This is a genomic window from Micromonospora yongxingensis (genome assembly GCF_052601155.1).
This window is the reverse complement of the sequence record NZ_JBQXEO010000010.1, coordinates 137,703-162,193: the sequence shown is the minus strand read 5'-3', so window position 1 is coordinate 162,193 and position 24,491 is coordinate 137,703. Positions and strand designations below refer to the sequence as shown.

At 69.4% G+C, this 24,491-nt stretch carries 21 protein-coding genes and 2 pseudogenes; 13 read left to right on the top strand and 10 right to left on the bottom strand.

Annotated features, from left to right (window positions below; all coding sequences use genetic code 11):
- The first annotated feature begins 64 nt into the window (after nt 1–64).
- Complete coding sequence (locus tag ACTWLT_RS14995; protein ID WP_445318914.1) at nt 65–1,099, top strand: SDR family NAD(P)-dependent oxidoreductase; 1,035 nt, start codon at nt 65–67, stop codon at nt 1,097–1,099.
- Nucleotides 1,100–1,322: 223 nt separating this feature from the next.
- Here ACTWLT_RS14995 and ACTWLT_RS14990 read toward each other — a convergent pair whose 3' ends face one another.
- Both ACTWLT_RS14990 and ACTWLT_RS14985 read right to left on the bottom strand, forming a co-directional pair.
- On the bottom strand, nt 1,323–2,507 hold the full coding sequence (locus ACTWLT_RS14990; protein ID WP_445318913.1) for a YbfB/YjiJ family MFS transporter: 1,185 nt from the start codon (nt 2,505–2,507) through the stop codon (nt 1,323–1,325).
- Nucleotides 2,504–3,349, bottom strand: a complete 846-nt coding sequence (locus ACTWLT_RS14985; RefSeq protein WP_445318912.1) for an alpha/beta hydrolase family protein — start codon at nt 3,347–3,349, stop codon at nt 2,504–2,506. The genes ACTWLT_RS14990 and ACTWLT_RS14985 overlap by 4 nt, the downstream gene beginning before the upstream one ends.
- Nucleotides 3,350–3,426: 77 nt before the next feature.
- Here ACTWLT_RS14985 and ACTWLT_RS14980 point away from each other — a divergent pair, with 77 nt between their 5' ends.
- Nucleotides 3,427–4,032, top strand: a complete 606-nt coding sequence (locus ACTWLT_RS14980; RefSeq protein ID WP_445318911.1) for a TetR/AcrR family transcriptional regulator — start codon at nt 3,427–3,429, stop codon at nt 4,030–4,032.
- Between the two features lie 102 nt (nt 4,033–4,134).
- A complete protein-coding gene (locus ACTWLT_RS14975; RefSeq protein WP_445318910.1) occupies nt 4,135–5,055 on the top strand; it encodes an alpha/beta fold hydrolase in 921 nt (306 codons plus the stop codon).
- Here ACTWLT_RS14975 and ACTWLT_RS14970 read toward each other — a convergent pair.
- On the bottom strand, nt 4,995–5,243 hold the full coding sequence (locus ACTWLT_RS14970; protein ID WP_445318960.1) for a transposase: 249 nt from the start codon (nt 5,241–5,243) through the stop codon (nt 4,995–4,997). The two genes, ACTWLT_RS14975 and ACTWLT_RS14970, sit on opposite strands and share 61 nt — an antisense overlap.
- A gap of 12 nt (nt 5,244–5,255) precedes the next feature.
- On the opposite strand from ACTWLT_RS14970, the pseudogene ACTWLT_RS14965 reads away from it, so the two are divergent.
- From ACTWLT_RS14965 to ACTWLT_RS14935, 7 genes and pseudogenes are all read left to right on the top strand, one after another.
- Nucleotides 5,256–5,333, top strand: a pseudogene (locus ACTWLT_RS14965) (helix-turn-helix domain-containing protein); the annotation flags it as partial.
- 176 nt (nt 5,334–5,509) lie between these two features.
- A pseudogene (locus ACTWLT_RS14960) lies at nt 5,510–5,650 on the top strand (IS5/IS1182 family transposase); the annotation flags it as partial.
- Between the two features lie 423 nt (nt 5,651–6,073).
- Nucleotides 6,074–6,421 (top strand): VOC family protein, encoded by a 348-nt coding sequence (locus tag ACTWLT_RS14955; RefSeq protein WP_445318909.1) that lies wholly within the window; start codon nt 6,074–6,076, stop codon nt 6,419–6,421.
- Between the two features lie 627 nt (nt 6,422–7,048).
- Complete coding sequence (locus tag ACTWLT_RS14950) at nt 7,049–8,050, top strand: GlxA family transcriptional regulator (protein ID WP_445318908.1); 1,002 nt, start codon at nt 7,049–7,051, stop codon at nt 8,048–8,050.
- A gap of 88 nt (nt 8,051–8,138) precedes the next feature.
- Nucleotides 8,139–8,678, top strand: a complete 540-nt coding sequence (locus tag ACTWLT_RS14945; protein ID WP_445318907.1) for a hypothetical protein — start codon at nt 8,139–8,141, stop codon at nt 8,676–8,678.
- A gap of 37 nt (nt 8,679–8,715) precedes the next feature.
- Entirely contained in the window at nt 8,716–9,321 is a 606-nt protein-coding gene (locus ACTWLT_RS14940; RefSeq protein WP_445318906.1) for a dihydrofolate reductase family protein, read from the top strand.
- A 483-nt stretch (nt 9,322–9,804) separates the two neighbouring features.
- Nucleotides 9,805–11,007 carry a low temperature requirement protein A gene (locus ACTWLT_RS14935; protein WP_445318905.1) on the top strand — a complete coding sequence of 401 codons (1,203 nt, stop codon included), beginning with the start codon at nt 9,805–9,807 and terminating at the stop codon, nt 11,005–11,007.
- A 218-nt stretch (nt 11,008–11,225) separates the two neighbouring features.
- Here ACTWLT_RS14935 and ACTWLT_RS14930 read toward each other — a convergent pair whose 3' ends face one another.
- The 7 genes from ACTWLT_RS14930 to ACTWLT_RS14900 all read right to left on the bottom strand — a co-directional run bounded on the left by ACTWLT_RS14930 (nt 11,226) and on the right by ACTWLT_RS14900 (nt 21,464).
- The gene (locus tag ACTWLT_RS14930) at nt 11,226–13,352 is read right to left on the bottom strand and encodes an outer membrane protein assembly factor BamB family protein (RefSeq protein WP_445318904.1); all 2,127 of its coding nucleotides are present in this window, start codon (nt 13,350–13,352) and stop codon (nt 11,226–11,228) included.
- A gap of 90 nt (nt 13,353–13,442) precedes the next feature.
- Nucleotides 13,443–14,198, bottom strand: a complete 756-nt coding sequence (locus ACTWLT_RS14925) for an ABC transporter ATP-binding protein (RefSeq protein ID WP_445318903.1) — start codon at nt 14,196–14,198, stop codon at nt 13,443–13,445.
- Nucleotides 14,195–16,009: a branched-chain amino acid ABC transporter ATP-binding protein/permease gene (locus ACTWLT_RS14920; protein WP_445318902.1), complete on the bottom strand. Its 1,815-nt coding sequence runs from the start codon at nt 16,007–16,009 to the stop codon at nt 14,195–14,197. Before ACTWLT_RS14920 ends, ACTWLT_RS14925 begins: the two co-directional genes overlap by 4 nt.
- Entirely contained in the window at nt 16,006–16,875 is an 870-nt protein-coding gene (locus tag ACTWLT_RS14915; RefSeq protein WP_410816401.1) for a branched-chain amino acid ABC transporter permease, read from the bottom strand. The genes ACTWLT_RS14920 and ACTWLT_RS14915 overlap by 4 nt, the downstream gene beginning before the upstream one ends.
- A gap of 66 nt (nt 16,876–16,941) precedes the next feature.
- Nucleotides 16,942–18,096, bottom strand: a complete 1,155-nt coding sequence (locus ACTWLT_RS14910; RefSeq protein WP_445318901.1) for an ABC transporter substrate-binding protein — start codon at nt 18,094–18,096, stop codon at nt 16,942–16,944.
- 105 nt (nt 18,097–18,201) lie between these two features.
- Nucleotides 18,202–19,977 carry a thiamine pyrophosphate-binding protein gene (locus ACTWLT_RS14905; protein WP_445318900.1) on the bottom strand — a complete coding sequence of 592 codons (1,776 nt, stop codon included), beginning with the start codon at nt 19,975–19,977 and terminating at the stop codon, nt 18,202–18,204.
- Nucleotides 19,974–21,464 carry an aldehyde dehydrogenase family protein gene (locus ACTWLT_RS14900; RefSeq protein ID WP_445318899.1) on the bottom strand — a complete coding sequence of 497 codons (1,491 nt, stop codon included), beginning with the start codon at nt 21,462–21,464 and terminating at the stop codon, nt 19,974–19,976. The genes ACTWLT_RS14905 and ACTWLT_RS14900 overlap by 4 nt, the downstream gene beginning before the upstream one ends.
- 154 nt (nt 21,465–21,618) lie before the next feature.
- On the opposite strand from ACTWLT_RS14900, the gene ACTWLT_RS14895 reads away from it, so the two are divergent.
- Genes ACTWLT_RS14895 through ACTWLT_RS14885 form a run of 3 tightly spaced genes read left to right on the top strand, consistent with a single transcriptional unit; the run spans nt 21,619 to nt 24,466 of the window.
- The gene (locus ACTWLT_RS14895) at nt 21,619–22,413 is read left to right on the top strand and encodes an IclR family transcriptional regulator (protein ID WP_445318898.1); all 795 of its coding nucleotides are present in this window, start codon (nt 21,619–21,621) and stop codon (nt 22,411–22,413) included.
- 56 nt (nt 22,414–22,469) lie between these two features.
- Nucleotides 22,470–23,666, top strand: a complete 1,197-nt coding sequence (locus ACTWLT_RS14890) for a CaiB/BaiF CoA transferase family protein (RefSeq protein ID WP_445318897.1) — start codon at nt 22,470–22,472, stop codon at nt 23,664–23,666.
- Nucleotides 23,663–24,466, top strand: coding sequence for a citryl-CoA lyase (locus ACTWLT_RS14885; protein WP_445318896.1), 804 nt, complete (start codon nt 23,663–23,665; stop codon nt 24,464–24,466). The genes ACTWLT_RS14890 and ACTWLT_RS14885 overlap by 4 nt, the downstream gene beginning before the upstream one ends.
- Nucleotides 24,467–24,491: the final 25 nt, after the last annotated feature.

Here is a 24,491-nt window from a genome sequence, read left to right as displayed (position 1 = left end):
TCACGCAAGAAATTCGGACCGACAACTATTCAGAGTTCGAGGTGCGGGCCGCACAGTGGTTGCTATGACACAGAACATGCCCCACAGGCAGCACCCCATCGGCTCCGGGTTCACCGCGGCGTCGACGGCCGACGAGGTGCTCGCGGGGATCGACCTGTCCGGCACCAACGTCGTCGTCACCGGCGGCCACCAGGGACTCGGCCTGGTGACGACTCGGGCGCTGACCAAGGCGGGCGCATCCGTGATGGTGGCTGCGCGTAACCCAAACCGGGCGGCGGCCGGGTTGACGGGCATCGAGCGCGTCGAAACCGGCCGGCTCGACCTCCTCGACCCAAGCTCGATCGACGCCTTTGTTGCCCAGTACCTCGACTCGGGGCGCCCGCTGCACATCCTGATCAACAACGCGGGCATCATGGGCGGCCCCCTGGTCCGGGACGCCCGCGGGTACGAGTCGCAGTTCGCAACCAACCACCTCGGACACTTCCAGCTGGTCCTTGGTCTGCTCCCCGCCCTGCGGGCCGCGAGCGGCGCCCGAGTGGTCAACCTCACCTCCGGAGGGCACCGCCTGTCCGACATCCGCTGGGACGACCCGCACTTCACCAGCGGGTACGACCCCATGGGGATGCTCGGATACGGCCAGTCGAAGACTGCCAACGTGCTGTTCGCCGTCGAACTGGACCGCCTATGGGCTGCGGACGGAATCCGGGGCTACGCCGTGCACCCGGGCATCATCCACGGCACGAATCTTGGACCCCACATCGCCGAGGGGGTGGCGCGCACGGACACGTTGAGCGACGAGCAACTGCGGGCCATGGGGCTGATCGACGAGTCGGGCCAGCCGGTCATCGACCCCGACCGCGAGCACAAGACGCCGCAACAGGGTGCCAGCACCAGCGTCTTCGCCGCGACCAGCCCGCTTCTAACCGATATCGGCGGCGTCTACCTCAAGGACAACGACATCTCACCACTGGACGAGAACCCAGAGCCCATCATCTTCGGCTCCGGGAAGCTACCGCCCGCCACCGTCGTGCCGCATGCCATCGACCCACAGTCCGCACAGCGCCTCTGGGACCTGAGTGAGGAACTGCTCAAAGCGTAACCGGGCGCCCTCCCAGCCCAAGGCGCTAAACCTGCCGGACTCCTACCGACTGCGGAGCACCCTCAAACGCAACCGCAGCTAACAGCCTCCACCGCGAACGGCGGCGCCGGGCCGGTTCATCCCGCCGCCGCCTCTCGCCATCGAGCGCGGAGCCAGGCCCCTCAGACCCTGCAGCGAAAGCAGAGATCGCCGTAAGGGGCCAGCTGACCCTGCGGCTGTTGATCTAAGGTCTCTGGGTTGCGGCGACGAGTGCGGCTGCGGCGCACAGCGCGGCCGCCCAGACAAGCGTGGCGTCGGCCGAGGTGTGGTCAGCGATCGTTCCGGCCGCCCATGGGCCGATGGTCTGGCCGGCGGCGAAGACCGTGGTCAAGGCGGCGAGGGTGGGAGCCCAGTCTTCGGGATGGGTCGCGCCGCGGATCGTCGCGGTGACAGCGGCCGGAACGGTCATGAACGTGGCACCGTAGGCCAGGACCGAGACGGCGAGGACGACGTATGACGAACTGGCCAGGGCCAGAGCGCTGGCGGCGGCGAGGAGCGCGAGCACGGTGGTGAGGACCCGGGCCGGCGGCCATGCGCCGATCAGGGGGTTCCACAGGCGCGGTGCGGTCATCGCACTGATTCCCAGTAGGACCCACAGCGTGCTGACCTGCCATACGGGCGTGTGCTCGTCGGTCAGGGCGGCTGACAGGAAGGTGACGTAGGCGATGTATCCGCCGGCGAAGAGCAGGTAGGCGACGGCGGTGCGCCACAGGCGCCGTATCTGGCGTCGACCTGTCGCGGAGTGGAGTTCGGGTTCATCGACCCGTGCCGCGGTCCAGCTAACGACGGTGGCCGTGAGGGCGCAGACGGCCAGTCCGGTCCAGGCCATCGGCCAGTAGTGCGGGGCGTGCGTCACCAGGCTCGGAAGCCAGGCGCCGCTGACGGCGATGCCCAGCCCGGCGCCGGAGAAGTAGATCGTGATGGGTGCGGGTGAACGCGCGGCGGCGGCGCTGCGCGAGGCGATCACGCCTCCGGCGACGAAGACCAGGGCGCCGCCGACGCCTGCCGCCGCGCGTGCGGTGAGCAGTGCCAGGTATGTGCCGCTCACCGCGGTGGCGGCCAGGGCACCGGCGGTGAGCAGCATGCCCAGGCGGAAGGTCGCTGTGGGGCGCCACTGCAATGCCGCGACGCCGGTGAACGCGGCGCCCAGGAGGTATCCGACGCTGTTGGCGGTGGTCAGTGCACCGGCTTGGGCAAGGCTCCAATGCAGGTCGGTTCGCATGGCAGGTAGGAGCAGGCCGTAGGCGAATCGGGAGATGCCCAGGGCGGACGCGGTTCCCAGGGCGAGTCGCGCGGCGGTCCAGTGGAGCCTCGGAGTTCGCCGGGAGAAGGAACCCGTAGCCCCGGCAGCGGTGGGGATCGGGTTCACCGGGTGGCGTCCTTCAGGTGCCGGTCGAGGAAGGCGATCACCGTACGGGCGAGGGCGACTCGATGGTCGGACAGGGCGTGGTCCGTGCGGAAGACGTCGTGCTCGAGCCCGGGGACGGGGTGGGCGAGGTAGGTGTCCACCAGCGGCCAGTGGTGGACGCCGACGGGGGTGACGGTGTCGCGGCTGGTGCCGATCAGCAGCACAGGGCGGGTGGCCAGCCGGGGCGCGAGGCGGGCCAGGCTCCACGCATCCCCCGCCTCCTCCATCTCCGTGACCAGCGCTTGCGCGTTGGTACCGCGCAGGGGCAGTAGTTCGCTCGCCCAGTCGTCGAGGTAGGCGGCTCGCGCGGCCGGGTCGCTCCGGCACGCGGCGGCGGCCGTGCCGAAGTCGAACCCGGCCACCGACCCGACCGCGGCTACGCCGGGATCGGCGGCCGCGGTCATCAATGCGGCGAAACCACCCGTGCTGTGGCCGATGACGGCCAGCCGGTCCGTGTCGAAAGCGTGGGCCGTGGCGACCTCGGGCTCGCGCAGGTGGGCGACCACGTGGGCGGAGTCCTCCAGCACGTGGGCCCACGACCAGGAGCCGCCCATGCCCCATGAGCCGCGGTAGTGGAAGACCAGCGTCGCGTATCCCGCTCGGCGCAACGCCTGCGCGAGGTCGAAGTTCCGCTCATTCCCTGGGAAGCCGTGCAGCAGGACCACGACGGGGTGCGGACCGGGCCCGGCCGGTAGATGCAGGACGCCCAGCAGGGTGGCGCCCGCACTGTGGAAGGTCATGGGCACGGTGCGCGCGGCGGGTCCCAGCGCGGCGAAGGGGTCAGTGATGAGGGGGTCGGACACAACATGCTCCTTAGATGGAACCGGTCGGTTCGATGAGACGTTAGCAGCACATCGAACCGACTGGTACCATCTCCCCCATGCCCGTTCCCAAAGGCAGCAGCCTTGACCCTGACCGCACCCGTGCAGCGGTCCTTCGCACCGCAGAGGGCATCCTCTACGAGCGCGGGCTGGACGGCGTGGGCATCGCGGAGCTGTGCGCCGAGGCGGGCATCTCCAAGGAGACGCTGTACCGCCACTTCGGGTCCAAGGACGGGCTCATCCGCTCGGTCCTGGAAGCCCGCAGCGACCGCGTCACGCGCTGGCTGGCCCGGGCGGCCGCCGACGCCGGTGACGAGCCGGCGGCCCAGCTCGCCGCGGTCTTCGACGCCCTCGGCGTCTGGTTCAACGAACCTGGCTTCCGCGGCTGCGCGATCGTCAACGCCGCCACCCAGCACCATGCGACTCCGGCGAGCACCATTGCCGCCCGCCATCTCGGCCGCTACCTGGAGCTCTTCACCGCGATCGCCACCCGAGCCAAAACCACACATCCCGCCGCGCTGGGACGGCAGCTTCTCCTGCTCCTGGAAGGCGCGATCGTGGTCGCCGACCACCACGAAGGCCCGGGTGCCGCCGCCGACGCCCGGGACGCGGCCCTCGCCCTTTTGAACAACGCGGCCAAACGGCCCGCCGACAAACACTCCTGAGCCGGTTGCACAGGCAACCGCCGCGCCGCACCAACTGCTCACCGAAGTCATCGCCTGAACCCGGCTCTCGCCGCCCTGCGCGAAGCCTGAACGGGAGGACACATGTCGAACACAACGTCGGATGCCGAACTGGCGCGTTCGCTGCAGGGCGGGTTCGTCAGCAGCCACGCCGAGGTCAACGGCGTCCGTCTGCACTATGTGGGGGGCGGCCGAGGCGAGCCGCTGATCCTGCTGGGGGGCTGGCCGCAAACCTGGTGGGAGTTCCACAAGATCATGCCCGCCCTCGCGGAAAGCCGTCGGGTCATCGCCGTCGACCTGCGGGGCATGGGCGGCTCGGACAAGCCCGCAGGCGGGTACGACAAGAAGACCATGGCCGGTGACATCCTCGCTCTCACACGCCATCTCGGCTACGACGCGGTGGACATCGCCGGACACGACATCGGCGGCATGGTCGCCTACGCCTTCGCGGCCAACCACCCCGCGAGCACACGACGGATCGCGCTCCTGGACATCGCGCACCCCGACGAACGGTTCTACAACTACTCGCTCCTGCCCGCGCCCGGGCGCCAGCAGGTGGGCGGCGACATCCACGCCGGGCCAGGACGGTTCCTATGGTGGTTCGCGTTCAACCAGGTCCCCGACCTGCCCGAACGCCTACTCGCCGGCCGGTCCCGGCATCTGGTCGACTGGATGATCGACTACCTGGTCGAGGACCCAGCCGCCATCAGCGACCACGACCGAGATGTCTACGCGCAGGCGTACTCCACACAGGACGCGATCCGCGCCGGCAACGCCTGGTACCGGGCGTTCGGCCAGGACATCGCCGACGAGAAAACCTACGCCCCCGTGAGCGCACCCCTGCTCGGCCTCGGCGGCGGAGAAGGTGGATACCAACTCCTGAAGGCGTTGCTGCCGGACAAGGGCACCGACGTCGAGGTCGCCGCCGTGGTGGGCAGCGGCCACTACATGCCCGAGGAACAACCCGAGGCCGTCATCGGGCACCTCACACGGTTCTTCACCTGACACAACACAAGCCCGCATAGCGGCCCGGCACCTGCCCCGCCAGGCCGGTATGACGGCCGGCGTGTACCGGAGTACCGGCAGTAACCGTAGCGGGCCGGAACATCGCGCCACGCCGCCCCGGCCCGGATCTTCCACACGATCCCGTTGAGCACCCGCGGATCATCGGTCCGCGGCCGGCCATCGGTCACCGCGACGGCGTCGTGGACGATGGATGGCCGCTGCGGCAAGCCGCGGACCGGTTTCAGGTCAGCCCGAACACGGCGAAGCGGTGGGCGGACCGCTACCGGTGCGGGGTGTCGCGGCCATGGTGGACCAGACCAGCCATCCGCACCGGTCACCGCGGCGCACCCCTGCGCAGGATGAGCGGAAGGTGCTGCACCTGCGGGCTAAGCGGCGGTGGTGGCTGGCGCGGATCGCCAGCCGCCCGGGAACCGCGGCCTCGACGTGTCACACCCGCCGCGCCGCCAAGGGCAGCGCCGGCGGACGGCCACCAGCCTTCAACAAGGCGATTTACCGCAAGCGCAACGTCGTCGAACGCTGCTTCAACCGCCTCAAGCAATGGCGTGATCTGGCCACCCGATACGCCAAGCGCGCGTCCTCTACCAGGCCAGCCTCGTCGTGATCGCCGCCATCATCTGGATCCATGATCGACAGGACAGGACAGGGCCCAGACGGCAGGGGTCACGGCGGTGCGTTGGCCGTGCTTCAGCATCGCCAGCCCCTCGCCCCTCCTGGCCACCGCGTGTATGAGGTCGGCGCGTCTGATGGTCTGGCGATGGTGATTCAACGTTGCCGCAGCGGCACCCGACCGTCCGGTCCAGATCCACGCCCAGTCGACGGTCGCGGCGAACGTGACCGCCGCGCCGGTCAGCACCCTGCCCACCGCCACTGCCCGGGTAACCTGGGCGCGACCCGTCCGAAGACGACCCGTTCGACCCGTTACGAATCGCTGCCGGTTCCGGTCTGTCCTTCAGGGGCCGGCATCGGGTTGGGCTCGACATTGACTGAGGTGACAGACGTGGCGGTAGGAGTGTTTGCGGGCATCCCGGTGCGCGACTATGACAGCGCCCTGGAGTGGTACAAACGGCTCCTCGGTGCTGAACCGGCCTTTTATCCGAACGGTATCGAGGCGGTCTGGCAGTTGGCCGAGGACCGCTACGTGTACATCATTCAGGATCCCGACCGGGCCGGCGGAGCTGTCGGCATGATTTGGGTCGACGACCCGGTCGCGGAGGTTGCGAGAATCTCCGCACGCGGCCTGGAGCCGGTCAACGTCGAGAAGCACGACTCGGTCTGGAAGTACGTCTTCCACGACAGTGACGGCAACGAGACCGGAATCGGAGGACAGGTCTCGATGACCGGATGATTCACCAGCCCCCACGTTGCAGACGTGGAGACCTCGGACCACTCGTTCCCCGATCCCCCTGGTAGTTCAATCGACCATCCCCGTATGCCGTCGACCCACTCGAGGCGGAGCGGAGCGGTGCGGAGCCACGTGTCGAGGTGGAGCCCTACCAGACCAACGACCTCGACACCTGGCCCCGGTCTACTCGGCTCCGCCTCGGGTCGTCGGCAGGCGGGATGTTCCCACTCCTTGCTGGAGCCGGAGCCCCGGCTGGAGGCGTCCTCAGGATCATTGCGTTGTGGGAAAGCTGCTGGTCATCGTGACGAGTAGACCCGCTCAAGTTCAGCCATCGACAGGATCGCCTCACTGAGCGCGCCACGCCGCGCTCGACCCTGACGGTGTGGCCCGGCCGCCGACTCGTTCGCGAAGTACTCAATCCCCCCCGGCTGGCCGAGGTCCCGGAAGCAGTGTGCCGCCTCGCCGAACAGAGGCATGGCCTGCGCTGGGCTCCTGACGTGCGGAAGTCCGCAACTGCGCTGAGGCAGGCCCTTCCCCGCGTGTGCGGGAAGAGGTAGCGGCGGACCGAGCCGGTCGAGGTGCGCTCGACGCAGGTACGAGGGGTCTGTACCGCCTGGCAGGATATCGGGTATGGCGGAGACATCGAGCGACGGCTCTGCGCGGCGGGTGGTGGTGGTCGGGTACGAAGGCTCCGAGCTGCTCGACATCGCCTGTGTGACCTCCACACTCGACCTGGCTGTCCGCATCGCGGGGCGGACGGTGTACCGGACCGAGCTGATCTCACCGAACGGGCAGGCGATCCGCTGCGACTCCGGCCTGGAACTGCACAGCAACGGGTCGCTACAGCGCACCACCGGGCCGATCGACACGCTGGTCGTATCCGGGGGGCGGGGGCACGAGGCCGCCGCCGCCGACGCGACCGTCGTCGCGCACGTGCGACGGCTTGCCACGCTGGCCCGGCGCATCGCGTCGGTGTGTACCGGCGCCACCGTGCTCGCGGCGGCAGGGTTGCTCGACGGGCGGCGGGTGACGACGCACTGGCACTACGCCGACGTGCTGGCGCGGCAGTACCCTGCCGTCCGCGTCGATCCACGGCCGATCTTCATCCGCGACGGGCGGGTCTCCACGTCGGCCGGGGTCACGAGTGCGCTGGACCTGACGCTGGCGCTGGTGACCGAGGACTGCGGGCCCGACCTGGCCCGGGTGGTGGCGCAGGCGATGGTCACCTATCTGCAGCGGCCGGGCAACCAGGCGCAGATGAGCGTTTTCACCGCACCGAACCCGGACCATGTCCTGGTCCGCCGGACGGTCGCGTATGTGACGACGCACCTGGCGTCGACGCTGGACACGGCGACGCTCGCCGCGCAGTGCGGGGTGAGCAATAGGCAGCTGCACCGGTTGTTCGTCGAGCACCTGGGCATGCCGCCCGGGCAGTTCGTGCGCCGCACTCGGCTGGACACGGCCGCGCGGCTGCTGGCGACCACCGGCCACCCGATCGGCATGGTCGCACGGTGGTGCGGCTTCACGTCGATGGAGACGCTGCGGCAGGCGTTCGTGGCGCAGTACGGGGTGCCGCCGTCGCAGTACCGGACCGTGTCGTCGACGACCGTAGGCGCCGGTTCGGAACGGTGACGCAGGTTCCGTGCCGGGAGTGCCAGGATTTCTGACGCGCAGCCGCGTGCGGCTCGGCACCGGTGTACAGCGCGGCCAGAGTGAGGGCATGAATCCCGCATCCTCGTGGCTGTCGCGCCGCTGGCCGACCGCGGCCGGTCTCGCCGCGGCCATCGCCGTGCTGGTCACCGTCGCCGACCGGGAGACGGCCGTCACCTGCGTGTGGGTGGCCGTGCTCTGCTATCTCGCCGCGGCCGCGCTGGACCGGCCGTGGATGGCGTGGGTGGCCGTGCCGGCAGGCAGCGCCGTCATCGCCGTCGGAGAGATCACCGGCGTGGGCCGATGGGTGCCGCTGGGCGCCGCCGCGGTGGTGCTCGCCGTCGTGGCAGTCCTCGTCGGTGCCCCGCGCCGGCAGGTGGCCGCGCAGTTCGTCGGCGGCATCGTGTACGCCGGTCTCGCGCTCGCCGCGTTGGCGCTGGACCCGGACGCCGGCCTGGTCGTGGCCGGGCTGGTGCTGGCCTCCCACGCGGCGTGGGACGCGGTGCACCACCACCGCCGGGCGGTCGTGTCCCGTTCGCTGGCCGAGGCCTGCATCGCGCTGGACCTGCCCCTCGGGCTCGGCCTGGTCGTGCTCGGACTGGCCACGTGACACGCTGAACGAAAGCCTCCTGAAGGAAGGAACACTGATGGGCAGAGTGATCTGCGACCTCACGATCTCGGTCGACGGCTACGCGGCCGGGCTCAACCAGAGCGAGGAACGTCCGTTCGGTGACGACGGCGGCGACGGCTGGGGTGACAGGCTGCACGCCTGGCACGCCGACGCCGACGCGAACCGCGTCGAGATCGAGCGGATCACCGCCGCTGACGCGTTCATCATGGGGCGCAACATGTTCGGCCCCGTACGAGGCGGGTGGGGTCGGCAATGGAACGGCTGGTGGGGCGACAACCCGCCCTACCACGCCCCGGTGTTCGTGCTCACCCATCACGCCCGTGCGCCGCAGCCGATGACCGGCGGCACCACGTTCCACTTTGTCACCGACGGGATCGAGTCGGCGCTGGCGCAGGCGCGCACCGCGGCCGGCGGCGGCGATGTCGCGGTCATGGGCGGCGCGACCACCGTCAACCAGTACCTCGCCGCCGGCCTCGTCGACGAGCTACGGCTGCACATCGCGCCGCTCACCCTGGGCTCCGGCACGCGACTGTTCGACGGTGTCCCGCCGCTGGACCTGCAGCAGATCAGCGCACGCGCCACGACGGCGGTCACACACGTGACCTACCGCGTCCCGTCCTGAGCGCCCTGACCCGGACGCTCGAAAGTCGCCGTCCGTCAAGGTCCGGCCCGATCCTTGGAGCGCCCGGAAGCCGGATGTCCACCCTGAACGAGGGCCGACGGCTCGCCATCGCCGACGTGTCGGGACGAGGAAGAGGTTCGCGACGAGATCGGCCCTGGTCCAGATGGCCGTGGCCACCTGGCGCAAATAGTGTTCGTCGCAGTTAATAGCGTTGTTCGCCGGTAAGCGTCGGGTCCGGTCGATGTGCGGCGCACGGTCTTGGCCGATGTGCGGACGTGATACGGCGATGCCGGGCGTGGGGCGACAGCGACAAGGTGATCATTCAGCAGCCTGTCCGGCTCGGCGCGTCGTCGGTGTGCCTCGTCGGATCGCCTTCAGTTCCCGTCGCATCGTCCCACCCGATCCCGGCCCCGTGATACGAAGAGTGCGAGGGATCGGGTGAGGCGGATCGGGTGAGGCGGACGAATAGTGGCGGGTAACCGGGTGGCGAGGCTGCTGCGTAAGCGCGAGCAGCCCCGCCAGGCATCGTCCCTCGAACTTTTTTTCGACCTGTCCTTCATTCTCGGGCTGACTCTGTTGTCGAGGCGGCTTTTCCATGAACTGAGTTGGGGTAACACGTTCCAGACGTTGATCCTGTTCGCAGGCGTCTACTGGATCTGGATCGCGACCGCTTGGGCGACCGACTGGTATAACCCCAACGAGTCGATCATCAAGGGGCTCGTCCTCGGCATCATGTTCGTCGGCCTGGTGATGGTGGCTGCGATACCGGGCGCGTTCGGTGCACACGGATTCATCTTTGCCGGGGCGTACGTCCTCGTGCACTTATTCCGGGGCGCGGTGTTGCTTACGCTGCTGCGCGGGCATCCGCTGCAACGCCGGTCGTTGCTGATCCTGATCTGGTTCGCGGTCTCCGGGGTGCCCTGGCTGGTCGGTGCTTTCCGGCCGGAGAACGAGCGGGTGGTGCTGTGGCTGGTCGCACTGACCATCGACTACGGAATAGCCTGGTTCGGCTGGACGACTCCGGGGCTTGGCCGAGTGCCGGACGAGAACCTCCGCAATGTCGGCGAGCACCTGTCGGAGCGGTACCAGCAGGTGTTCATCATTGCCCTGGGTGAGGTGATCCTGGTCAATGGTCTCTCCTACGCCAGCGCGGGAATCACTGCGCTGCGTACGCTCGCTTTCGGACTGGCGTTCCTCAACGCGGTGCTGCTCTGGCGATGTTATTTGATTCCCGGTGATCTCCGAATCGGCGGTATTCTCGATCAGAATCGTCCACGGATGGCAGTTTCCGTCGCACTGTGCCACGCGGGGGTGATCGGGGGAACGCTGCTCACCGCGGTCGGCAACGAACTGCTCGTCAACGAGCCGCTCGGTGACCCGCAGGGCGCGTGGGTGATGCTCACGGTCGGTGGAGCCGTGCTTTTCCTGATCGGTCGGATCACGTACCACGTGTTGGTGCTCCACCGTCTGCCGTGGCCGGGGTTGGTCGGCCTGGCGATTCTCGCACTGCTGAGCCCCGTGCTGCTCCTGCTTCAGCCGCTGAGCATCTCGTTGGTCACCAATGCTGCGCTGTTCGGGGCCGTGGCCGTTGACGTCTTCCTGATTCGGCGAGCGGTCCGGCAGGGTCGGACGACCACGTTGTCAGGACAAATCCCCCTGGCGACCGACCGGGATGACAAGCGTTGACGCCTGGTGCCCGCTTCGCCGAGTGGCTCGTCGGCCACAGCATCGCGCGGGCGGTGAGGGCGCCCTCGGATGCACAACTGCTCCCCGCGGTATTGATCTCCGCGGCGGACCAGGCCGAACGGATCGCTGACGGCCTGGCGCCTCTCGTCGAAGGTGGCGACGTGAGCACGACAGGCCCCACTGGCGCGACCGAGGCCGCACCAGCGGGACGACGCCGGTCAGTAGACTTCGATCTTGCCGGTGGAGCGTGGGCTTCCCGGGTCGTTGAAGAAGTACTCGCCGCGAAGCCCGAACGTGTATCGGAACGACTCGCCGGGGGCAAGCCGCACGTCGAAGAGCCCTTCGAAGAACTGCGTCACACCACGGACACCGGCGTTACCCGGATGGTTGGTGAAGGTGACGGTCGTGCCAAGCGGCACCCGCAGGTGGGTGGGCGCCATGCCCGCCACCGCGAACGACTCGGCGACGCCGATCTCACCGGTTGAGGCGTTGTAGGTCCGTCCGACGACGACCGTGTTCCCGACGACGGCGCCCTCGACCGGGCTCCCAGAAACCGGACGGCGGATTATCGGGGGCGGCGGGGTGGGCGCGGGCGCGACGTCCCCGTTGATCTCGAAGGCCCAGAGGAAGTCGCCACGCGGCGCGGAGTTGCCGTACGGGATGCTGGTGCCGCCGGCGTACACGGCGAGGTACTCCTTGTTGCCGACGCGGTACATGATCGGGCTGGAACTGATCGCCGCGCCGGTCTGGAAGCGCCACAGCTCGTGGCCGTTGCGGGCGTTCAGGGCGAGCAGGTTGCCGTCGGGCTGGCCGATGAACAGCAGATCGCTGGCCGTGGTGAGGATGCCGTTGCCGTGCGCCAGCGAGTACGGCATCCGGCGCTTCCACTTGACCTGGTTGGTGCTGACGTCGACGGCGACGATGCCGCCGGTTTGGTATTCACCGGGGGGGCGCAGACCGTTGCTGCTCTCGGTGAGTGAGTGAGCGGCGGCGACATATCCGTATCCGGTGTACACCAGGCCGGTGCGGTGGCTGAACGACAGATGCGACCAGTCGGCCCCACCGCCGTGCCCCGGGATCGACAGGATCGGGGTGTCCCAGTGCGGGTCGTACAACGCGCCCTGCACGTAGTTGGGCACCGCACGGTTGGGGTCGCCCGGGACCGAGGTGCCCAGCGGCTGGTCGACGACCCGCTGTTCGGTCCACGGACCCTGCACGGGGAAGGGCTGGGTCGGCCACGTCTTCTGGCGGGGCTCCTGCGGCACGGGCCGCTCCACGATCTTCAGCGGGGCGGTGCCATCGACGCGGTCGAGGATGAAGAACATGCCGGACTTGCTGCCGTAGACGACGACCTTGCGTTTCCGTCCGCGGATCCGGACGTCGGCAAGGACGGGTGACATGACGTTGTCCATGTCCCAGATGTCATGGTGAATTGATTGGAAGTGCCAGCGGTAGGCGCCGGTACGCAGGTCGAGCGCCACAAGGGAGTTGGCGAAGAGGTTCTGGCCGCCGCGCGCGGACCCGTCCTGGGAGGAGTTGTTGCCGCGAGCGTTGCCGAACGTCCAGTAGGTGAGACCGAGTTCGGGGTCGACAGCCGGGTGGATCCACGGCGTCGCGCCGCCCTCCATCCAGGAGTCACCCTCCCAGGTGTCGTTGCCGAACTCCCCCGGCCCGGGTGTGCCCCAGAAGTGCCAGAGCACGTTGCCGTTGCGGGCGTCGAGGGCCAGGGCGGCCCCCCGGGGCCCGTCGTTGGTGCCGCAGAAGAGCAGTCCCTCGTGGTAGACGACGGCCACCTTCTCGATGTTGCCGTACCCGTCGACCTGGTGCTCCCAGATGACCTGCCCGGTCTCCTGGTCGAGGGCGATGACGTAGTTCTCGTTGGACTTGGTGTAGACGTAACCGCCGCCGACCGCGACGCCGCGCCGCGTCAGCGCGCCACGGGTCTGGTCGTAGCGCCATTTGGTCTGCCCGGTCACGCCGTCGACGGCGATGACGTTGCCGAGCGCGGATTCGATGTAGAGCACGCCGTCGACGGCGACCGTCGTGCTCTGGCTGTTGCCGGTGGCGAGCCCGCCCTCGATCCGGTTGACCCAGGCACCGCGCAGCCGGCGGACGTTGCCACCGTCGATGTGGCGCAGTGATGTGTAGTTCTGGTTGCCCAGGTTGCCGCCGACCTTGGGAAAGTCCTGGTCACCGGGCGTGTCGAAGCGGGAAAGCTCGGCGGCGGACGGCGGGTGGCCGCCGCGGGCGGCCGCGGGCGATGCAGCGACGGCAGGGCCGACGGCCGTGGCCACGGCGGTCGCCGCGGCACCCTTGAGCATGTTCCTCCGGTCGATGTGCGTCATCTGCGGTCACCTCTTCCTCGGCCGTCTCGGCGGCCGGTCGGGGAGCTCGGGATGCCAGCTGCGATGGTGCGGTTGCGGTGACGGGCGTCGTCAGAGCCCGAGATAGATCTTGCGGACCTGTGGGTCCTGACGGAGTGCCGCGGAGGTGCCCGTCATGGCGACGGCGCCGTTCTCCATGACGAGACACTCGGTGGTCACCTCGAACGTCAGCTGCGCGTTCTGCTCGACGAGCAGGATGCTCAGGCCACGTTCCTTGAGCCTCTTGAGCACCACGACGATCTCGCTGACCAACTTCGGCGACAGGCCCATCGACGGCTCGTCGAGGAGCATCAGCTGCGGCGTCGACATGAGGGCCCGCCCGATCGCCAGCATCTGCTGTTGCCCGCCCGACAGCGCGCCGGCCAGCCGACCGCGCATCTCGCGCAGGATCGGGAACAGCTCGTAGACCTCGTCGAGCGTCTCCAGGGTCGGGCCGTTCCAGCGCCTGGTGTACGCGCCCAGGAGGAGGTTCTTCTCCACCGGCAGCCCGGGAAACACGTGCCGGCCTTCGGGCACGTACCCGATGCCGTGGCGGACCATGTTCCGTCCGGGCACCCTGGTGAGGTCCCGGTCGCCGAACTGGATCGAGCGGACTGTCCGGGGCACGAGACCCATCAGGGCCTTGAGGGTCGACGTCTTGCCGGCACCGTTGGCGCCGATGATGCCGAGGGACTGCCCAGGTTGGATGGTGAACGAGACGTCCCGGGCCGCTGTCACCCCTCCGTAGCGGACGGAGAGGCCGTCGACGGAGAGGGTGCGCCCGCCACCGACGGCGGCAGCGTCGGCCTGATCGCGGATGGCAGTCATCGCTGGACCTCCGACACGGCCGGGGCGGGCATGGCCATCGACTCGCCGAGGTACGCCTCGATGACCTCGGGTGAGGCCGCGACGTGCGCGGGCGGCCCATCGGCGATGATCGCGCCGTGGGCGAGGACGGTGACGTGGTCGCACAACGACATGACCATTCCCATGTTGTGTTCGATCACGACCACCGTCACCCCGGAGTCGCGGATCGAGCGGACGATGTCGCACAGCTGCCGGACCTCGTCGCCGTTGAGGCCGGCCGCCGGTTCGTCGAGCAGAAGCAGCCGGGGCCGGGCCGCCATCGCACGGGCGATCTCGACGCGGCGCTGAATGCCGTAGGGCAGGGCCGCAGGCTGGTTGTCGGCGAAAGCCGCCAGTCCAAACCGGTCGAGCAGCGAGTCGGCCTCGCGCCGCAACGCGTGGTCGCGCCGCCAGACGCCGAGCGGCAGCAGGAGGTAGCGCCAGGTGCTGCGGGCCCGGGTCGGGTCGAGGGCGACCAGCACGTTGTCCCGGACCGTCAGCGCCGAGAAGAGCCGCAGGTTCTGGAACGTCCGCGCGATGCCGGCGTGGGCCAGGGCGTACGGGCGGGCAGCGGTGACGTCGCGGCCGCCGAGGATCACCAGGCCGGCGGTCGGTCGGTAGAAGCCGCTGATCACGTTGAACAACGTGGTCTTGCCCGAGCCGTTGGGGCCGACGATCCCACGGACCTGACGTGCCGGCACGGTGACGCTGACGTCGGTGAGTGCCTTGACTCCTCGAAAGTGCATGCTGAGGTTGCGCACCTCAAGCATGACCGCAGCGTCGCCGGCCGCGGGTGGTGTCACGTCGTACGGACGGAAGGCACCCAACGCGCCGGCCGTCTCGCCGCCTCGACCGCGCCAGCCCAGGCGTGCCGCCACCGAGCCCAGGCGGCGTGGCAGACCAGCCAGCCCGGTGGGGGCGAAGACGACGGTGAGGACGACCACGGTGCCGTAGGCCACCTGGGCGTACGTCGGGTAGTCGATCAGCAGCTCGCGGATGAGGGCGAGCCCGATCGCGCCGACGACGCAGCCGACCAGGCTCTGCCGGCCGCCGATGATGACCATCGCGAGCAGCAGGAACATGTTGGCGATGCTGAACGTCTCCGGTGCCACGTAGCCGATCAGTCCGGAGTAGAGCACGCCGGCGACGCCGCCGTAGATGCTGGCGAGCAGGAACGCGGTCATCCGCAGCGTCGGCACCTCGACCCCGACGGCGCCGGCGGCCAGGGAGTCGTCGCGCATGGCGCGCATGCGCCGGCCGAGCGAGGTGTGCACGACGAACAGCCCGAAGGCCAGGGTCACCGCGAACAGCACGAGTTCGAGGTAGTAGTAGAGGTACCCGTCGGACAGGTCGACCCCGGGCAGGGTCGGCCCCGGGATGCCTGGGATTCCCTCGGCGCCTCCAGCGAGGTGGGAGTTGGTGACCCAGTTGGTGAAGGCCAACGCCAGCCCGAGGGTGACGATGCCGAGATAGTGCGACTGCACCCGCAGCGCGGGTGTGCCGACGACCAGGCCGACGGCCGCGGTGGCGATCACCGCGAGCACGGCGGCCGTCCAGAACCCCATGCCAGCCTTGACGGTCAGTACGGCGGTCGCGTACGCGCCGACGCCGAAGAACGCGACCTGAGCCAGGTTGATCTGACCGGCGACACCCATGGCCAGCCCAAGGCCGACCGCGAGGATCGCGTACAGCAGCATCACGTTGACCACGTGCATGGCGTAGGAGTTGAGCTGGTACGGAAGCAGCCAGGCGGCGATCCCCAGCACGGCGATGGTGGCGAGGCGGTATCTCATGCCCGGTTCACCGTCCTCTCGCCGAAGATACCGGTCGGCCGGATCATGATGATGACGGTGAAGATCAGGAAGGTGACCAGTTCGGAGTAGCCCTGGAAGTGCCCGGCCGCGAACGAGTCGATCACCCCGATGCTGATTCCACCGAGGATCGCACCGGGGATGCTGCCGAAGCCGCCCAGGATCGCGCCGGCGAATCCCTTGATCCCGAGCAGGCCACCCATGGCCGGGTTGACGTACAGCAGTGGGCCGACGAGTCCGCCGGCCAGTGCGGCGAGACCGGCGCCGATCATGAACGCCATCGAGTTGCTGCGTCCGACGTGAATGCCGACCGCCGTCGCGGCCTGGTGGTCCATCGCCACGGCCTGCATGGCGACGCCGCGTTTCGTGCGCTGGAGGAAGTAGGCGAGCAGCACGGTGGCGATACCCGCGATGGCGAGCACCACGAGGTCGTACGTCCGGACGCGGATGCCGAAGATCTCCAGCGGCGCGGCGGGCACAGGTGACGGGACGGCCCGACCGGTCGCGCCCCAGATGATGATGGCGAGGGCCTCCAGCACGATGCCGAAGCCGATCGTGCCGATCAGCATGAGGTCGAAGTCCTTGTTCTCCAAGGGCCGCAGGACGCGTTCGATGATGACCCCGATGAGGCCGGTCACGCCGATGGCGACCACCATCGCGAGGGCGAATGGCAGGGTCAGCGACAGGTAGAAGGTGGATGCCAGGTAGGCGCCGATCATGACGACGCTGCCGTGGGCGAAGTTGACCAATCCCATGGTGCGGTAGACGAGCGAGAAGCCCATCGCGACGAGCGCGTAGATCGCGCCGAGGCTCATCCCGCCGATGAATGTCTGCAGAAAGACTTGCATGCTTCTCCCCTGACCCGGTTCGACGGGATGGCGCGGGGCGGCTCGCGGGAAACCGCCCCGCCTGGCTCAGCCTTGGGCCGGGACCAACTTGCCGCTGGTGATGGTGCCGATCGAGGTGGCGAAGATGCCGACGCCGGTCTCGTCGAAGGCGAAGTCACCGAGCAGGCCCTTGTGCTTGACGGCGCGGATCGCGTCCGACAGGTCCTTTCCAGTGGCGTTGTTGCTGGTCTTGAGCGCGGTCAACAGGATCTGCGCTCCGTCGTAGGCCTTCGCACCGTGCATCTCGGCCGCCTCGCCGTAAGCGGCGAGGTAGGCCGCGGCGAAGGTACGCGAGGCGTCGTTGACCTCGTTGCTCAGGTACGGCGTGCTGACGATCGTGCCCTCGGCGTTGGTGGCGCCGGCGGTGTCGATGAAGACCGGGGTGCCCTGGGGCGCGGCGCCCGCGAACGTCGCTCGGATACCGAGGTCCCGGGCCTGCTTCACGATCAGGCCGGACTGCACCTCTTCGGCACCGAGGAAGATTACCTGTGGGTTCCGTTGCCGGATGTTGGTGAGCGCGGCGCTGAAGTCCTTCTGGTCGGTCGTGACGACCTGGTCGGCCACCGGCTTGACGCCCCGGCTGCCGAGCGCCTTGGTGAACGAGTCGTGCTCTCCCTTGCCGTACGAGCCGTTGTTGGTGATGAGCGCGAAGCTCTTGATTCCCTTGCTGTCCACGATGTGCTTCGCGAGGGATTCGTCGTAGGTCACGCTCGTCGGTCCGTTGAGGAACAGGAACGGACTCTTCACTCCGACCAGACCCGGCGACTGGCCCGAGGTGATGTTGGGGATCTCCGCCTGGCGCAGGATCGGGGCCATGGCGATCGTGACGGCGCTCTCGGCGGTGCCGAGCATCGCGACGTACCCTTCGCTGGCGATCTTGCGAGCGAGGTTGGTGCCGACGGTCGGGTCGCCCTGGCTGTCGAAGACGCCGACCTCGATCTGGCGCCCGTTGACGCCGCCGTTCTTGTTCCATTCGTCGATGGCCAGTTTGGCGCCCTTGAGTTCCCAGGCGCCGAGAGAGCTGAGCTGGCCGCTCTGCGCGTTGGCGATTGCGATCTTGATGGGGCCGGTGTCGCCGTTGTCGCCGGACCGCTCCTCTCCGGGGGCGGAGCAGCCGGCAGCGAAGGCGAGGGAGAGGGCGAGAAGGGAGGCGGCGACGTGCCGCCGTGCGCTGCGGTTCATGGGTCACCTCGGGTCGTTGTCACGGGGCGGGCAACTCAGGTGCGGTGCGGAGACGATGCCGGGCCGAAGGGGTCGGCGGCCGGCGAGGACGTGGTGGGTGCGCCGTCAGTCGAAGACGCCCTGGTAGATGTCCTTGATGTTCCAGTGCCCGGGTGTCGGCACGGGTTCGTTGATCATGGGTACGTCGAGCACTGCCGGCCGGCGATTGGCCAGGGCGGCGCGCAGCGCGGCGCCGAACTCCTCGGCGCTGGCGACGGTGTGGCCGTCCGCGCCGCACGCCCGGCCGTAGGCCGCGAAGTCCGGGCTGTAGGGCAGGCCGTCAGGCCCGAGGAAGTCGCAGCCGTAGCTCTGCCCGAAGTTCGTCGCCTGCAGATCCGAGATCGTGCCGTGCGACCGGTTGTTCATGACGACGAAGATCACCGGGGCGCCCTGTTCGACGGCCATTGGCACCGCGGGCAGTTGTGCGCTCATCCCGCCGTCGCCGATCAGGGCGACCACGGTCCGCTCGGGCTGGGCGATCTGCACCCCCACCGCGGCCGCGGGGCCGAACCCCATCGTCGAGGCGCCGCCCGGTGTGATGAACCGTCCCTCGTCGGGCAGTTCGTAGCACTGGGCCACACCGTTCTTGTTCCAGCCCACGTCGGTGACGAGGACCGCGTCGGGTGGGAGGATCGCGCGCAGGTCGGCCAGGATCCGTTCGGGCCGCAGCGGGAACTGCCCGCTGGTGCCACGTTCCCGGCTCTCGGTGAACAGCGCCCGGCGGGTCGCGGTGATGGTCTCCCGCAGCCCGGTCCGCTGCCGCGCGACCGGCTGCCGGTCACGGACGGCGGCCTCGATGGCCGTGACCGCGTGGGTGACGTCGGCGACGGCACCGACGGTCACCGGGAAGTTCCGGCCGATCTCGGCCGGGTCGATGTCGATCTGGATGAGCTTGCCGGGTGGAAACTGCCAGGTGTGCCTGCGGTCCCAGGAGCTGGCGTCGGTCTCGGCGAAGCGCGTCGCCAGCGCCAACACGACGTCGGCTTCCCGGGTGTGGCGGTTGGTGATCTCCAGGCCCCAGAAGCCGGGCATGCCAAGCAGCAGCGGATGACTGTCGGGCAGTGTGCCCTTGGCCATCAGCGAGTGTGCGACCGGGATGTCGAGGTGCTCGACGAGTGAGCGCAGGGCGGCGAGTCCGGGCCCGCGACGGAGGCCGCCGCCGAGGTAGACCAGCGGCCGTTCGGCGGAGACCAGCAGGTCGGCGATACGCCCGGCGACATCCGCCGGCAACCCGGGGCGCTCCTGGGCCGCGAGCGGGTGGGCGGTGGCGGTCTCCGGGTCGACCGGGCGGGAAAAGTGGTCCATGGGCACACTCAGGAGTACGGCGCCGGGGCGCCCGGAGGTCGCGGTCCAAAAGGCGCGTTCGGTGAATCGCGGCAGGTCGGCCGCCCGGTGCACCTGCCAGGCCCGCTTGACGAACGGCCGGTAGATCGCGGTCTGGTCGGCGTCGGCGTGCAGGTTGACCTCCTGGTGCGGGTGCCGACCGTGGTAATACGACGGGATGTCGCCGGTGATGGCCACCAATGGAACGGAGTCCATGGCGGCGGTGAGCACGCCGGTAACTGCGTTGGTCATCCCGGGGCCGACGTGCAGGAGCAGCACGCCGGGTTTGCCGGCGGCCCGCGCGTACCCGTCAGCGGCGTGCGCTGCCGCCTGCTCGTGCCGGCCGATGACGAACCGGATGCTGCTGCGCCCGATGGCGTCCAGCAGGGCGATGTTGGTGTGCCCGCAGGTCCCGAAGACGTATTCCACACCGTAGGCTTCGAGCTGCGCCACCATGGCTTCCGCTGCGGACACCCGGCGGTCGTCGGTCGTGGTGTCCACACGTTGATCGAGGCTCATCGGGTGCCCTCCTGGTCGCCAAACAGGGACATGCCGCGCAGCAGGAGTGTCTTGACCACCGTGTAGTCGTCGACCATCCAGCGCGGCGACTCGCGCCCGAACCCGGAGTCCTTGACCCCGCCGAACGGCACATGGTCGAGCCGGAAGTTGGACGAGCCGTTGACGACGAGGCCACCGACCTCGAGTTCGCGCCAGGCCGTCACGATCCGGCGGACATCGTTGGTGAACAGGCCGGCCTGAAGGCCGTACCGGCTGTCGTTGCACGCGGCCACCACGTCGGCGAAGTCGTCGTAGGGCAGCACGCTGACGGCCGCCCCGAACACCTCGTCGCGGATCAGCCGCACGTCGGCCGGTGGGGACGCGACGATCGTCGGGGCCACGGTCGCGCCGTCGCGACGTCCACCGGTGGTGATGGTCGCCCCGGCGTCGGCCGCTTCGGCGGCCCAGGCGACCACGCGCTCGGCGGCGTCGTCGTCGACCATCGAGCCGACGTCGGTGGCCGGATCGAGCGGGTCGCCGACGACGAGCCTCCGCACCTCGCGGGTGAAGGTTTCCAGGAACTCGTCGAACCGTTCCCGGTGGACGTAGACGCGTTGTACGGAGATGCAGCTCTGGCCCGAGTTGCTGTAGCCGGTGGCAGCGCAGATGCGGGCGGCGGCGGCGACATCGGCGTCCTCGCACACGATCGTGGCGGCGTTGCCGCCGAGTTCCAGGACCAGCCGCTTGGCGCCGGCCGCTCGGGCGACCGCCGCGCCCGTGGTGACGCTCCCGGTGAAGCTGATGACCCCGACTTCCGGCGCGGCGCAGAGCACGCCGCCGAGGCGGCCGTCGCCATGCAGCACCTGGACGGCCTCCTGCGGCATCCCGGATTCCAGCAGGAGCGCCACCACGGCGGCGGACGCCGCCGGTGCCTGAGGCGGTGGCTTCACGATCGTGGTGTTGCCTGCCGCGAAGGCGGGGGCCAGCTTGTGAGCCAGCAGGTTGGCCGGCGCGTTGAACGGCGTGATCGCCAACGCGACGCCGACGGGTGCGCGATGGGTCAGGGCGGTCGTGCCGACACCCCGGGCCCAACCGGCGACCGGCAGCACCTCGCCACCGATCCGCCGTGCCTCGGCGGCGGACACCGCGAAGGTGTCGGCAACCCGGTCGATCTCGTTACGCCCGTCCCTGATCGGCTTGCCCAGTTCCAGCGCGAGCAGTCGAGCGAGACGGTCACGCTGCGCGGAGGCGGCGGCCGCCGCCCGCTCCAGCACCTGGGCGCGAGCTGACGGAGACATCCGGGCGACAGCCCTGGCGCCGCTGCGTGCGTAGGCGAGCGCGGTGTGGGCGTCCTCGTCGGTCGCCTGCCGGGCAGCGCTGACGGTGCTCCTGACCCACGGACCGACCCGGGCGGCACGCGCCCCGTCCGTGATCCACTCGCCGGCGATCAGGCAACCGACCTCGGTCACACCGGGAGGTGTCGCAGTCTTGATCCGATCGTCGAGCATCGCCCCTCCTGGAAGGTGGACCGCCTGGTGGCACCGCTGGACCGCTCTGTGGACTAGGTGTAACGTACGGGCGGCGAGGGCCCCTGGCAATAGGCGATGCCAAATCTGTTACAGGGGTGTGAACCCAAACGGAGGACCCGAGACCATGGCATCCGTGGCCAACCAAGGCCCGCCCCTGCGACGCCCCGCTCCCGACGCTGCGGATGCCGGCGGCGTCCGCAGCGTCCAGCGCGCGATGGAGATCATGTCCCTGCTGACCGAGCATCGCCCGTCGGTCACGATCCGGGAGATCGTGGAGCAGACCGGGCTGGCGAAGACGACCGCGATCCGACTGGTCCAGACGTTGGAGCAGAACGGTCTGCTCTGGGCGACCAGTCACGGTTACACGGCAGGGCCCGGGCTGTGGCGCTGGGCCCATCTCGCCCACCGCAGTTGGGAGGTACCGGCCGACACACGCCAGCTCATGCGCGAACTCGCGGCCACGCACCGCGAGACCGTCAACCTGTACATGACGCGCGACATCTACCGGGTCTGCGTCGCCCAGGAGGAGAGCCCTCAGGCACTGCGGCACGTCGTACGCGTCGGCGACGAACTACCCATGTGGGCCGGCGCGTCGTCCAAGATTCTCCTCCGGGACGCGCCCGAGGCCCTGCTGGGCCGCATCGCGGCGACCGCACCCGACGGCGCGTCACACGTGGCGACGCTGCGCGAATGGATCGACGACGCCGCGCTGAAGGGCTACGCGACCAGCGCCGGCGAACGGGAACCGGGCCTGTCGGCGGTGGCGGTGCCGATCGGCGGGCGATCCGTCCCCGTGGTCGCGGCCCTGTGTCTCAGTGGACCGACCCTGCGCTTCACACCCGAGCGGATCGAGACCTTCGTCGAGGCCCTGCGTGACGCCGCGGCCCGCCTGGCGGAGAAAGGCTTCGACCACCCACTCGCAGGCTAGTCGCCGGAGGGCGACACCCGGCTTCGGCCGCCGACACCGACCGAGGGGCACACAACATGGACGATCGACCGCTTCACGGCATCCGAGTCCTGGACCTGACGAACGTCCTGGCCGGGCCCTACTGCAGCTACCACCTGATGCTGCTCGGCGCCGACGTCGTCAAGATCGAGAAACCGGGGCACGGCGACCTGGCCCGCCGACTCGGGCCCGAGGCCGCGCTGAACCACACCGCGATGGGCGCTTCGTTCCTGGCCCAGAACGCGGGTAAGAAGTCGATCGAGCTCGACCTGAAGGACCCGGCCGACAGGGCGGCCTTCGAGAAGATGATCCTGGATGCCGACGTGCTCCTCGAGAACTTCCGGGCCGGCGTGCTCACCCGGATCGGCTACGGCTGGGACGTGTTGCACCGGATCAACCCGCGCCTGGTCTACTGCGCCATCTCGGGCTTCGGGCAGACCGGCCCGATGAGTCAGGCACCGGCCTACGACCAGATCATCCAGGGCCTCTCGGGGATGATGAGCATCACCGGCACACCCGAGACGGCACCGCTGCGGGTCGGTTTCCCCGTCTCCGACTCGGTCGGCGGTCTCGTGGCCGCCATGGCGATCTGCGCAGCGCTGACCGGCCGATCCCGGACCGGCGACGGGGTCTTCCTCGACGTGTCCATGTTGGAGGCGTCACTGTCGGCCATGGGCTGGGCGGCGTCCAACTACCTCGTCAGCGGCGTACCACCCGAGCCGATGGGTGACCAGAACGCCACCGCCGCGCCGTCGGGGACGTTCGATGCCGCGGACGGTCCACTCAACATCGCGGCGAACCGGCAGGAGCAGTTCGAGGCACTGTGCCGGCTCGTTCAGCGCGAGGACCTCGTCACCGACGAGCGGTTCGCCGACCGGGAGGCGCGCAAGTCCAATCGGGCGGCGCTCAACCGTGAGATCAACGACGCGCTCCGGTGGCGTCCAGCGCTGGAGTGGGAAGAAATACTCTCCGGCGCGGGCGTACCTGCCGCGCGGATCCTGACCGTCCCGCAGGCGGTCCAGCTCGAGCAGCTCCAGTCGCGTGGCTTCTTCACCGATCTGCCCTTCCCCGGGCAGTCACACCGGACCCTGCGGGTGAGCGGCAACGGCGTGCTCATCAACGGGGCGCCGCTGCGGCCGGAATCGGCTCCGCCGCTGCTCGGCGAGCACAACGGGGAACTCGGCCTGGTCGAGAACGCCGGCCTGGGCGCCACCGACGGGGCGGCGGCGTCGTGAGCGGGTCGCCGACCGTACGGGACGTCGCGGACTGGTGGGCCACCGCCGTCTCCCGCGTCGAGCCTGACGTCATCGAGCTGCGCGGCCGCCCGATCCAGGAGGTCATCGGTGACACGAGCTTCATCGGGGTGATCTGGCTGCTGCTGCGGGGGCAGCCACCGACGCGCGGCCAGGAGCGACTGTTGGAGGCCGCCCTCGTGGCCTCCGTCGACCATGGTCCGCACGCGCCGTCGATCGCGGTCGCCCGGATGGCCGCCACCTGCGGCATCGGCCTGAACAACGCCGTCGCCAGCGGGGTGAACCTTCTCGGCGACGTGCACGGCGGTGCCGGGGAACAGTGTCTGACCATGCTCGGCGAGGTGGCCGCTCGCCACGCGGACGGCGCTTCGATGGAGCACGCCGCGCAGTCGGTCGTCGACGAGTGGCGCACCCGGTCGAGGTACCTACCCGGATTCGGACACCGGTTCCACCACGTGGATCCGCGCCGCGAGCCTCTGCTGCGCCGGGTCGAGGAAGCGGTCGCCGACGGAGTGGCCGAGGGGGCGTACCTCAGCGCGGCGATCGCGGTCGAGGCGATCCTCGCGCGCGGACGCTCGCAGCCCGTTCCGATCAACGTGGATGGTTGCACGGCCGTCGTCTACGGCGAGCTGGGCTTCGCTCCCCCGCTAGCCCGTGGACTGTTCGTGCTGAGCCGCAGCGTCGGGATCCTCGCGCACGCCTGGGAGGAGACCGGGCAGGGCCGGCGCAACAAGGGCCCGATGCCGCCGACCATCACGCCGACTTACCTGGGAAACCCCTGAGGAACGCCGATCCCGACGCCCGCCA

Excerpts from the sequence above, each read along its gene's own strand:
- ACTWLT_RS14945 (WP_445318907.1), top strand. The coding sequence starts at position 8,139 with ATGAATCCCGCATCCTCGTGGCTGTCGCGCCGCTGGCCGACCGCGGCC.
- ACTWLT_RS14920 (WP_445318902.1), bottom strand. The coding sequence starts at position 16,009 with ATGAGATACCGCCTCGCCACCATCGCCGTGCTGGGGATCGCCGCCTGG.
- ACTWLT_RS14900 (WP_445318899.1), bottom strand. The coding sequence starts at position 21,464 with ATGCTCGACGATCGGATCAAGACTGCGACACCTCCCGGTGTGACCGAG.
- ACTWLT_RS14950 (WP_445318908.1), top strand. The coding sequence starts at position 7,049 with ATGGCGGAGACATCGAGCGACGGCTCTGCGCGGCGGGTGGTGGTGGTC.
- ACTWLT_RS14905 (WP_445318900.1), bottom strand. The coding sequence starts at position 19,977 with ATGAGCCTCGATCAACGTGTGGACACCACGACCGACGACCGCCGGGTG.
- ACTWLT_RS14940 (WP_445318906.1), top strand. The coding sequence starts at position 8,716 with ATGGGCAGAGTGATCTGCGACCTCACGATCTCGGTCGACGGCTACGCG.
- ACTWLT_RS14915 (WP_410816401.1), bottom strand. The coding sequence starts at position 16,875 with ATGCAAGTCTTTCTGCAGACATTCATCGGCGGGATGAGCCTCGGCGCG.
- ACTWLT_RS14975 (WP_445318910.1), top strand. The coding sequence starts at position 4,135 with ATGTCGAACACAACGTCGGATGCCGAACTGGCGCGTTCGCTGCAGGGC.
- ACTWLT_RS14995 (WP_445318914.1), top strand. The coding sequence starts at position 65 with ATGACACAGAACATGCCCCACAGGCAGCACCCCATCGGCTCCGGGTTC.
- ACTWLT_RS14910 (WP_445318901.1), bottom strand. The coding sequence starts at position 18,096 with ATGAACCGCAGCGCACGGCGGCACGTCGCCGCCTCCCTTCTCGCCCTC.
- ACTWLT_RS14980 (WP_445318911.1), top strand. The coding sequence starts at position 3,427 with ATGCCCGTTCCCAAAGGCAGCAGCCTTGACCCTGACCGCACCCGTGCA.
- ACTWLT_RS14925 (WP_445318903.1), bottom strand. The coding sequence starts at position 14,198 with ATGACTGCCATCCGCGATCAGGCCGACGCTGCCGCCGTCGGTGGCGGG.
- ACTWLT_RS14890 (WP_445318897.1), top strand. The coding sequence starts at position 22,470 with ATGGACGATCGACCGCTTCACGGCATCCGAGTCCTGGACCTGACGAAC.
- ACTWLT_RS14930 (WP_445318904.1), bottom strand. The coding sequence starts at position 13,352 with ATGACGCACATCGACCGGAGGAACATGCTCAAGGGTGCCGCGGCGACC.